Raw genomic sequence first — 11,263 nt, 5'->3', positions numbered from 1 at the left:
CCAGGCAAGCATGTCGCCTGGCGCATCACTGCTTACGGACGGCGGAACAGCACGATGCTGCGCCCTTCGAGTTCGAAATCCTTCTCTTTGGTAATAACAACCCCGCGTTTCGCGCTATCGGCGGTGGTCAATTCCAGCACCCAGCCGCCTTCGCCGAACTGCGGAATGCGAAACGGCACCGTGCCTTCAAACGGGTTAAACAGCATCAGCACGTCATGCCAGATCCCCTCTTCTTCCTGCAAATCCGGGCGTCCGATATAAACGCCGAGCGTCGTACCTTCATCCCACTGCTCCGGTAACTGCTCGCCGCCACCGGCGTTGTACCAGCGGATCTCCATGCCATCGCGCCAGTTTTCACGCCGCAGGATCGGCTGTGATGCCCGCAGCGCAATAACATGACGGGTAAATTCACGCAGCGCTTCCCCGTTGCCGCTGTGCGGTGCGTCCCAGTCGATCCACGAGATTTCGCTGTCCTGGCAGTAGCCATTGTTGTTGCCCTGCTGGGTGCGGCCAAACTCATCCCCGGCCAGCAGCATTGGCGTGCCGTGGGAGAAAAACAGCGTCGCAAGGAAGTTGCGTTTTTGCCGTTCGCGCACGGTGTTGATGCCTTCGTCGTCGGTCACCCCTTCCGCGCCGTAGTTGTAGGAGCGGTTGTCATTGTGACCGTCGTTATTGTCTTCGCCGTTGGCTTCATTATGTTTTTCGTTGTACGACACCAGGTCGTTCAGCGTAAAACCGTCGTGGGCAGTAATAAAATTCACGCTTGCCCACGGGCGACGTCCGCGCTGATCGTACAGATCGCCGGAGCCCAGCAGGCGGGCGGCAAAGTCCGTCGAAACGTTATCGCCCTTCCAGTATTCACGCAGCGTGTCGCGGTATTTATCGTTCCACTCCGCCCAGCCCGGCGGGAAACCGCCCACCTGATAACCACCGGGGCCGATGTCCCACGGTTCGCCAACCAGTTTCAGCCTGGATAACAGCGGATCCTGCGTCATGGCATCAAAAAAGCCGCCGCGCTGGTCGAACCCTTCCGGCTCGCGCCCGAGAATGGTGCCCAGATCGAAGCGAAAACCGTCGATATGCATCGATTCTGCCCAGTAACGCAGCGAATCCATCACCATCTGCAATACGCGCGGGTGCGACGTGTTCACCGTGTTGCCGGTGCCGGTGTCATTGATGTAGTAACGGTGCTGATCCGGCAATGTGCGGTAATAAGAGAAGTTATCGATACCTTTAAACGACAGGGTTGGCCCCAGTTCGTTGCCTTCTGCCGTGTGGTTATAAACCACATCGAGGATCACTTCGATACCAGCATCGTGAAACGCCCGCACCATATCGCGAAAGCCCTGAATGCCGCGCGGCCCGTAATAACGCGACGCCGGGGCGAAGAAACCAAGCGTGTTATAGCCCCAGAAGTTGCGCAGCCCCTTATCGAGCAAATGCTGGTCGTCCGGGAACCAGTGAACCGGCAGCAGTTCGACAGACGTAATACCGAGGCTTTTGATGTACTCCACCGAGGCCTTATGTCCCATCCCTTCAAACGTGCCGCGCAGTTCCGGCGGCAGCGCCGGATTAAGCTGGGTGAAGCCTTTAACATGGGTTTCGTAGAAAACCGTACGTGGCCAGGGAATATTCGGCCGTGCGCCGTCCTGCCAGTCGAACGCGTGGGGATCGATAACCCGGCACTTGGGCGTAAACGGCGCGCTGTCCTGGGTATCAAAGGTCAGATCTTTATCTTCATGGCCTAAATCATAAGCGTAATGGGCCGCGTTCCACTCGATATCCCCGACCAGTTCGCGGGCATAAGGGTCAATCAATAATTTATTCGGGTTAAACCGGTGGCCGTTTTCCGGCTCAAACGGGCCATGCACCCGGTAGCCGTATAACGCGCCGGGTTGCAGGCCTGGCACATAACCGTGCCAGATCTCGTGCGTGTTTTCCGGCAGATCAAACCGGGCGATCTCCTGCTTGCCATCGGGCGCGTATAAACAGAGCTCCACACGATGCGCATGCGCTGAAAAAAGGGCAAAGTTAACGCCCTCACCGTCGTAATTCGCACCGAGTTGCTGGCCGTGCCCCGCCGTAATGTAAAACTGTTTTCCGTCAGACATTGCTTCCCCTTGATCGCCTGTAAAGTCTCACCAGACATAACGATTGATGAACCGCACCCTTTTCTTCGCAATCATGCACTGACCAGTACCGCAAAGGTGAAACCGCCTATCGATCGCAGATTCACTTTGTCGGTGAGAAAAACCTCCTCTGAGCTGAGTATGTCCCGGTAACGCCGATTCGCCAGTTCCGCCGGCAGGGCAATATTGGCGCCCGCCAGGCTGCCGTCGATGGCATCGAACAGCAGACGCGGGGCGAGCACAATTAACGCATCCTGATTTTCCACGCGCGCAAAGGCGATCAGGTGCTCCGCCTCTTCACCCGCAACGGTCAACGGCAGATAAGCGCCCCGGCGGAACAACGACGGCATCTGCTGGCGTAAATGCAGCAGCCGGTAGATGAAAAATTGCTTTAACTGCCCGCTCGACCAGCTCTCCTGCGAATGCGGATCGGCCTGTTCTTCGTCTACCAGCAGGCGCTCAAGCTCGGCGTAATCCGGCTCCAGCCGGTTATCCGGGTCGACCAGGCTGAAATTGAGCGCTTCGCTGCCCTGATAAATATCCGGTACGCCGGGTGCCGTCAGTTTGATCACCGTTTGCGTCAGGCTATTGACCAGCCCGGCGCGAATAAAGGGCTGTAGCGAGGCGGTAAAATCGGTTAAAAACTCGCGATTCTCCGGCGACAACAAATGACGCACGTAATCAAGCACCGCCTGTTCATAGGCGTCGTTAGTCTCGATCCAGTCGGTACGCTGTTTCGCTTCGCGCAGCGCTTTTTCAACAAACGCCACAAACCGCTCTTCCAGCGCACGCAAACCTTCCACGTCATCGGCTTGTAAGTTGACCGGCCAGACGCCCGCCAGCGCCTGATAGATCATCCACGCCACCATCGGTCGCGGGGCGTGTCCATCGTCCAGCAGTTGCACTTTGCTATGGTTCATCTGCCGCCAGCGCGCCACGCAATCGGCCCAGCGTTCGGGCGCTTCCGTCAGGGTATAGAGCCGCGCCCTGGCGTCTTCCCCGCGTTTGGTGTCATGGGTTGAGGTGCCGGAAAGCGCATCCGGCTGGCGCTCAAGCCGGGTTTGCATCTCTGCGTGGAAACGATCGAGCGAAAAGGTGCGCGGTAGTGGCTCCGCGCCGACTTCGTTAAGCGCCAGATCGACATGCTGGCGGAAAAAGAGCGTATCTTCGACGGATTTCGCCATCAGCGGGCCGGTAAGCTGCTGAAAGCGGGTACGAAAACGTGCCGCCGCACCGAGCGCGCTTTTCGCCACATCGCCCACTAAAATGCGACGCACAAAATCGAGCGCGGCAGCGTCCGGCGCATACGGACTGCGTTGAACGCTCTCCACCACCTTGTTTAACAGCGCGGTGTCAGCCTCCGGTAGCCCCTGTTCCGTGCCATAGGTGCGATAAACCGGGAAGGCGATCAGCAGTTCGCGCAACGCCTGGCGCACCGCGTCCTCCTGCGGCACCGGGATTTCCGCGTGACCAATAGTGAGCGCCAGCGACACCAGCACGCTGAATTCGCCGTTAAAGTTACGATCGACCATCAGCAGCTTGGCGTCGCGCAGCTCCTCGCGCATATTCACGCGCCGCCCGGCAACGCTGTCGTAGGCTTTGCGCAGGTTAGCGAGCTTTGCGTCATCGACCAGCACATCCGACAGCGCAGCGATAAATTCATACCCGGTGGTGCCGGAAACCGGCCAGTCAGCCGGAAGATGCTCGCCTTTGCCGAGGATCTTCTCCACCGTAAGGTAACACTCAGGTCCCACCTTCTGGCGTAAGCGCGTCAGATAACCCTGCGGATTGGCCAGCCCGTCAACGTGATCGATTCGCAAACCGTCCACCGCGCCGCTGTGCACCAGTTCAAGGATCAGCCGGTGCGCATCATCAAATACCGCTTCATCTTCCACGCGCACGCCAACCAGGCCGGTGATTTCAAAAAAGCGTCGGTACGAGAGGTCATTCGCCGCATCGCGCCAGCTCATTAACCGCCAGGGCTGCTGCGCATGAATGTCAGCGATTAGCGTGTGATCGGTCTCGCCGATGAGTGCCTGCTCCCGCCCTTGCCAGCTCTCTGCCACCAGCGGATAAAAGTTGTCGTAATAGGCCAGCGCCGGTTCACCGGTCAGCGGATCGGCTTTGATCGCCAGCTCGCCGTTTGCAAGCACGGTGTCAAAATCATCACCGAGAAACGGCAGCGTCAGCCGCCGCGACCAGTCGATGTCGAAATGGTGGGCATATGGGCTTTTCTCGCCTTTGGCTATCACATCGCGCCACCAGGCGTTTTCCAGCGACGCGGCCATATGGTTTGGCACAATATCCAGAATCAGCCCCAGCCCGGCGTTTTTTAACGCACTCACCAGCCGGTCAAACCCGCCGCGCCCGCCAAGCGTCGGATCGATCTCATTGGCGTTAGTGACGTCATAACCGTGGGTGGAGCCACTGGCAGCGGTAAAAATGGGCGAAGCATAAAGGTGGCTGATACCAAGGTGTTTAAGATACGGAACCAGCGCCGCGGCGCGATCAAACGTCATTCCGTTACGAAACTGCAAGCGGTAAGTGGCGGTTGGCGTATTCACATTCCCTCTCCCAAAGCCAGACGAACAATGAACGCGTTCGGCGGTAAGTCATCCTGCCCGCGCGGCCAGGCCACCAGCGTTTTGCCGGGTAGTTCCGGCAACGGTTGCGAGGCTTCGCCAATATTGAGCGCCAGCGATAATGTCCCCTGCGGGAAGCGCCAGCGGACCGCGATAAACCCCGGCGCGGTGGCGATCACTTCCCCATTTTGCCGCTGCGCATTTGTCAGCAGCGGCACCACATATTTCTGGCGCAGCGTCAGCCAGTCGCGGGTTTGCGTCAGCCAGCGCTGGCCGGTCTCCTGCTGCGTTTTCGCCCAGTCCAGTTGTGAACGGGTAAAGGTTTCAGGCGCGTTCGGATCGGGAACCGCTTCCCCCTCATGTCCCGCATGGCCCTGGAATTCGCGCGCGCGCCCTTCACGCACGGCGCGCGCCAGATCGCCGTGAAAATCGGTAAAGAACAGGAAAGGATTGGTTTCGCCATACTCTTCGCCCATAAACAGCAGCGGAATATGCGGGGAAAAGAGCAGTGCGCCGAGCAGCACGCGCGTTCTCTCCTCGCCCGCCAGCGTGATGAGCCGCTCGCCCTGGGCGCGGTTGCCGGTCTGATCGTGGTTCTGGATAAAATCGACAAACGCCACCGGCGGCTGGTTACGGCTGTCCACTCCGCGCGGTTCACCGGTTGACGGGGCAACTTCCCCCTGAAATGCAAACCCTTCAGTTAACGCGCGCGCCAGCCAGACTTCAGGCTTATCCGCAAAATCCTGGTAATAGGCATGGGTTTCGCCGGTGGCAAATACATGCGCGGCATTGTGCAGATCGTCGTTCCACTCGGCGGTAAACAGCGGCGCACGCCCATCCGGCTCGCGCGGATGCAGCGCAATAATATTGCGGCAATCTTCGGTGGTCAGATGCACCGGCCGGTCGGTGATCTCCTCGCGAATACGGCGGGCAATCTCCACCAGCACTGGCGGCTCGGCGCTGTCTTCAATCTGATCGATGGCATCAAACCGCAGCCCGTCCAGGTTGTATTCGTTGAGCCAGTAGAGCGGCGCTTCAACGATATAACGCCGCACGGCGTCAACGTCATACGCGATGCCCGGTCCCCACGGCGTCTGGCGTTCGGCGTGGAAAAAATCCGGCGACAGCGCGGGCAAATAGTTGCCTTCCGGGCCAAAGTGGTTGAGCACAATATCCAGCACCACTGAAAGGCCGTAACCATGAGCCGCGTCGATAAAGGCTTTAAAATCATCCGGCGTGCCGTAAGCCGAGTGCGGCGCATAAAGCAGCACGCCGTCATAGCCCCAGCCGCGATTGCCGCCAAACTGGGAAACGGGCATCACTTCTATCATGGTGATGCCGAGTTGCGCGAGGTGCGGCAATTTTTCCATCGCCGCGCGAAACGTTCCCTGCGGGGTGAATGTCCCGATATGCAGCTCATAGACTACGGATTCTGCCCACGGGCGGCCCTGCCACTGCGGGTGTTGCCAGACGTAATGATCCGGGTCGACGACCAGTGAAGGACCGTTAACGTCGGCGGCCTGCGCGCGCGAGGCGGGATCGGGAACCGCCATGCCGTTGCTCAGGAGATACTGGTACGCCGTACCAGCGGCGATATTATCGACGGTCAGTTCAAACCAGCCGTCATCAAGGCGTTGCATTGGCAATTCGCCAGCCGGTAAACGCAGTGAAACCTGCTGCTGCCCGGTGGCCCATAACCGAAAACGCACGCGACCATTCGCGAGGTATTCGGCTCCCCAGCTTTTACAAAACGATTTCGACGCCATGCAATTACCTCTCCACGATGTCACGAAGAACAATCATAGTCGATAATCTGCAAAGCCATTGGCGGGCCGCCCGGTCATGCACGCGCATACCGGGCGGTGAGTTGCGTTACTGCTGTTGTTTTTCTTCTGCGGCTTCGACTTCGCGATACCAGCGCGGATGGTGCTTCTTCGCCCAGCGGCGGCTCACGTTGCCTTCAATCATGCCTTTGATCGAACCTTTCACCCAGAACGCCATATACATGTGCACCAGAATGGCGAGCATCAGGATAATGGCGCTGGTGGCATGCGCCAGCAAACACCAGCGAATCAGCCAGATGGGGAAAAAGTGGGCAAAGTACGGTCGCCAGATCACCACGCCCGTCGCCAGCAGCAGCGAAATCATGCTCATGATGGTCCAGAACATCATTTTTTGCCCGGCGTTATATTTGCCAACATCCGCCACCTTGTGCTCGTTGCCTTTTAGCACCTCAACAATGTTTTTCAGCCACGGCAGATCTTTCTTGTCCGGGATGTTGTGGTGCACAAAGCGCACGAACATAAACATCAGGATCAGAAAGATCAGCACGCCAAAGAACGGATGCAGAATGCGCCCCATCTGCGGTGTGCCGAAGGTTTGCGTCAGCCAGTGCAGCGTCGGGAAAAAGAGCGCGATACCGGATAACGCCACCAGGAAAAAGCAGATCACCACCGTCCAGTGGCACGCCCGGTCGATAAATTTGGTGCGCAGGATCATTTTGCTTTTATTCATGGTCGTGCTCCTCTTCATCGTCATCCGTCTCTTTGTTCGGCCCTACGCCGATGTAGTGGAACAGCAGACCGGCAAAGGTGGCGATAAACCCGGCGGCGGAGAGCGGCTTGAGAATGCCTTTCCACACATTAACCGGCACATCGATTTTCGGTTCCGCAGGCAGGTTGTGATACAGCCCCGGCTGGTCGGCATGATGCAGCACATACATCACATGCGTACCGCCCACGCCCTGCGGGTTGTATACCCCCGCATTGGCATAACCGCGTTTTTGCAACTGCGCCACGCGCTGCTCGCCAAGCTCCAGCATCTCGGCTTTGGTACCAAAATGAATCGCCCCGGTCGGGCAGGTTTTCACACACGCTGGCTCCTGGCCGACGCTGACGCGATCGACACAGAGCGTGCATTTGTAGACCCGGTTATCGTCCGGGTTGAGACGCGGCACGTTGAACGGGCAACCGGCAATGCAGTAGCCGCAGCCAATGCAGTGCTCCGACTGGAAATCGACAATCCCGTTGGCGTACTGAATGATCGCGCCCGCCGACGGGCAGGCTTTCAGGCAGCCCGGCTCCGCGCAGTGCATACAGCCATCTTTGCGGATCAGCCACTCCAGCTTGCCGTTTTGCGTGGTTTCGCTAAAGCGCATCACCGTCCAGGATTTGGCGCTTAAATCGAGCGGGTTGTCATACACCCCGGCGCAATACCCCACCTCATCGCGGATATCGTTCCACTCGGAACAGGCCACCTGACAGCCTTTACAGCCGATACAGGTGGACACATCAATCAGCTTTGCCACTTCGGCCCGGAAATCCCGTGCCTGCGGCGGCGGCGTAAAACCGTTGGTCGCTGAACGTTTAATAATGTCTTGTGATTGCATGGACATGGTTTCGCTTCCTTACGCCTTCTCAATATTGACCAAAAACGCCTTGTATTCCGGCGTCTGCGAGTTAGCGTCGCCCACCGATGGTGTCAGTGTGTTAGCAAGGAAGCCTTTACGCGTGGCCCCTTCAAAACCCCAGTGGCACGGAATGCCGACGGTGTCGACCCGGCGACCGTCAATGGTCAGGGTTTGCAAACGCTTCGTGACCACCGCTTTGGCTTTGATAAAACCGCGTTTCGACATCACCTTCACGTCGTCGCCGGCGAGAATGCCCTTCTCTTTTGCCAGCGCTTCGCCAATCTCAACGAACTGATCCGGCTGCGCGATGGCATTAAGGCGGGCATGTTTCGTCCAGTGGCGGAACAGCTCGGTTATTGAGTAGGTGGTGGCGACATACGGGAAAGCATCCGCTTTGCCCATATTGGCGTTGTCGGCGGCGAAAATACGCGCTACCGGGCTGGAAACCACTTCCGGGTGCAGCGGGTTGGTGCCAATTGGCGATTCAATCGGCTCGTAGTGTTCCGGGAACGGGCCGTCGTTCATCTTGTCGATGGAGAACAGGCGCGCCACGCCTTCCGGGTTCATGATAAACGGCCCGACATTGCTCCCTGGCGCAGCCTGGCTGTAATCGGCAACGTCCATACCTGTCCAGCGCTGACCATCCCAGTGCAGCAGTGCGCGCTTCGCATCCCACGGTTTACCCGCCGGATCGGCAGAGGCGCGGTTGTAAAGAATGCGGCGGTTCGCCGGCCACGACCACGCCCAGCCCGGCGTGCAGCCCAGCCCGTACGGATCGCTGTTATCACGGTTCGCCATCTGGTTTCCGCGCTCCGTCCAGCTACCGCAGTACACCCAGCAGAAGCTGCTGGTGGAGCCGTCATCGCGCAGTTGCGCAAAGCTGCTTAACTGCTCGCCTTTTTTGGCAATCAGCGTGCCTTTGTCGTCATACAGATCGCGCAGCGCTTTACCGTTGGCTTCGCGGGCCACCTCTTCCGGATGCGGATCGTACGGATCGTTATAATCCCAGGACATGTTCAGCAGCGGTTCCGGGTTGGCTCCGCCTTCGGCCTGATACAACTCGCGCAGGCGCATAAACAGGCGTCCCAGGATTTTGGCATCGTGCAATGCCTCTCCCGGCGGCTCGGCGGCGGCCCAGTGCCATTGCAACCAACGCCCGGAGTTGGCGATGGAACCGTCCTCTTCAGCAAAGCAGGAGGATGGCAGACGGAACACCTCGGTCTGAATTTCCGCCGGATTGACGTCGTTCATTTCACCGTGGTTCTGCCAGAAGGTGGAGGATTCAGTCGCCAGCGGATCGATAACCACCATGTATTTCAGTTTCGCCAGCGCGCGTGATGACTTGTTCTTATCCGGGAAAGCCGCCAGCGGGTTGAACCCCTGCACGATATAACCGTTGATTTTGCCTTCGAGCATCAGTTCGGCCTGGGTCATCACATCGTAGAGACGATCCCATTTCGGCAGCCAGTCGTAACCCCAGTTGCTCTCCGCCGTGGCGCGATCGCCCCAGAAACTCTTCATCATGCTGATGAAAAACTTCGGCGTGTTCTGCCAGTAGTTCACTTCGTTCACCCCCAGCGACGGCGGGGTGATTTGCGAAATATAGGTCTGGTAATCCGGCTGTTTCTCTGACGGCAGCGGCATATAACCCGGCAGGTTGGTCGACAGCAGGCCTAAGTCGGTATAGCCCTGAATATTCGAGTGGCCCCGCAGCGCGTTCACGCCGCCGCCCGCCATACCGATATTACCGAGTAGCAGTTGCAGCATCCCCGCCGCGCGAATGATCTGCGCCCCGGCCGAGTGGTGCGTCCAGCCCAGCGCATAAAGAATGGTAGCGGTACGGTTCGGCACGCTGGTGCTGCCGAGCACCGAGCAAACATGGGTGAAATCTTTTACCGTGGTGCCGCACAGGCGGCTGACCATTTCCGGGGTGTAGCGCGCAACGTGGGCTTTCAGCAAGTTCCACACGCAGCGCGGATGGCTCAGCGTCTCGTCGCGCAATGCATTGCCCTGGGCGTCGAGCTGGTAGAACCAGCTTGATTTGTCGTACTGGCGTTTTTGCGCGTCGTAGCCGCTGAACAGGCCGTCGTTAAAGGCGTAATCTTCGCGAATAATCAGGCTGGCATTGGTGTAGTGGCGCACATATTCATGCTGAATCTGGTCATGTTCAATCAGATAGCGGATCGCGCCAAGCAGAAACGCGGTGTCGGAACCGGCGCGGATCGGCGCATAGAAATCGGCCACCGCCGCACTGCGGTTAAAGCGCGGATCGACGACCATCACGGTGGCGTTGTTTTTGGTTTGCGCTTCCACCACCCACTTAAAGCCGACCGGGTGCGCTTCGGCGGCGTTACCGCCCATGATCAGCACCACGTTGGCGTTTTTGATGTCCACCCAGTTGTTGGTCATCGCGCCGCGGCCAAAGGTCGGTGCCAGCGCGGAAACGGTCGGGCCGTGGCACAACCGCGCCTGACAGTCGATCGCCACCATGCCCAGCGCGCGGGTAAATTTGCCGTCAAGAATGCCGGTCTCATTACTGGCGGCGGAAGAACAGAGCATGCCGGTGGTGGTCCAGCGATTGACCGTTACGCCCTGCGCATTTTTTTCAATAAAGTTTTCATCGCGATCTTTTTTCATTAACCGCGCGATTTTATCAATTGCTTCATCCCAGCTAATTCGCTGCCATTTATCGGAACCCGGCGCGCGATATTGCGGATGTAATAAACGATTTTCGCTGTGAATATAGTCCAGAACGCCAGCGCCTTTCGGGCACAATGACCCCCGGCTCACCGGATGATCGGCGTCGCCTTCAATGTGATAAATACTTTCACTGACATTTTTCGCATTATCACCGAGGCTGTACATCAGCATGCCGCAGCCGACTGAACAATAGGTGCAGTTATTTCGCGTCTCTTTTGCTTTTAAGAGTTTATATTGACGGGTTTCCGCGTGAACGGAAAAAGAAGATAAAAATCCGAGAGATGCGACAGTGCTTCCTGCCAGACCGCCCGCGCAGATCCGAAAGAACTGCCTCCGGTTGAGCTCCATTTGTCCTCCAGCTTAAACTTAAGACATGAAAAGGGACGGAGATTATAAGGATATTCTCAACACTTAACCATTATCCATTTATGGTTATTTTTGCG

Annotated in this window: 6 protein-coding genes; all 6 read right to left on the bottom strand. The window is 58.0% G+C overall.

The genetic code is table 11. From position 1 onward, the window contains the following. Window positions 1-32 precede the first annotated feature (32 nt). The 6 genes from glgX to fdnG all read right to left on the bottom strand — a co-directional run bounded on the left by glgX (window position 33) and on the right by fdnG (window position 11,168). Window positions 33-2,111 (bottom strand): glycogen debranching protein GlgX, encoded by a 2,079-nt coding sequence (gene glgX / locus RT644_RS01670; RefSeq protein ID WP_016496116.1) that lies wholly within the window; start codon window positions 2,109-2,111, stop codon window positions 33-35. A gap of 71 nt (window positions 2,112-2,182) precedes the next feature. Next, complete coding sequence (gene treY, locus RT644_RS01665) at window positions 2,183-4,693, bottom strand: malto-oligosyltrehalose synthase (protein WP_313625250.1); 2,511 nt, start codon at window positions 4,691-4,693, stop codon at window positions 2,183-2,185. Further along, window positions 4,690-6,477 (bottom strand): malto-oligosyltrehalose trehalohydrolase, encoded by a 1,788-nt coding sequence (treZ, locus tag RT644_RS01660; protein WP_313625248.1) that lies wholly within the window; start codon window positions 6,475-6,477, stop codon window positions 4,690-4,692. Before treZ ends, treY begins: the two co-directional genes overlap by 4 nt. 106 nt (window positions 6,478-6,583) lie before the next feature. Beyond that, window positions 6,584-7,225 carry a formate dehydrogenase-N subunit gamma gene (fdnI, locus tag RT644_RS01655; protein ID WP_016496119.1) on the bottom strand — a complete coding sequence of 214 codons (642 nt, stop codon included), beginning with the start codon at window positions 7,223-7,225 and terminating at the stop codon, window positions 6,584-6,586. After that, a complete protein-coding gene (gene fdxH, locus RT644_RS01650) occupies window positions 7,218-8,105 on the bottom strand; it encodes a formate dehydrogenase subunit beta (protein WP_313625246.1) in 888 nt (295 codons plus the stop codon). Before fdxH ends, fdnI begins: the two co-directional genes overlap by 8 nt. A gap of 12 nt (window positions 8,106-8,117) precedes the next feature. Continuing rightward, window positions 8,118-11,168 (bottom strand): formate dehydrogenase-N subunit alpha, encoded by a 3,051-nt coding sequence (gene fdnG / locus RT644_RS01645; RefSeq protein WP_313625244.1) that lies wholly within the window; start codon window positions 11,166-11,168, stop codon window positions 8,118-8,120. Window positions 11,169-11,263: the final 95 nt, after the last annotated feature.

This window comes from Kosakonia sp. (assembly GCF_032104925.1).
In the GTDB taxonomy this organism is placed as follows: domain Bacteria; phylum Pseudomonadota; class Gammaproteobacteria; order Enterobacterales; family Enterobacteriaceae; genus Kosakonia.
The sequence above is the reverse complement of the archived record's forward strand: the minus strand, read 5'-3'. Positions and strand labels throughout refer to the sequence as shown.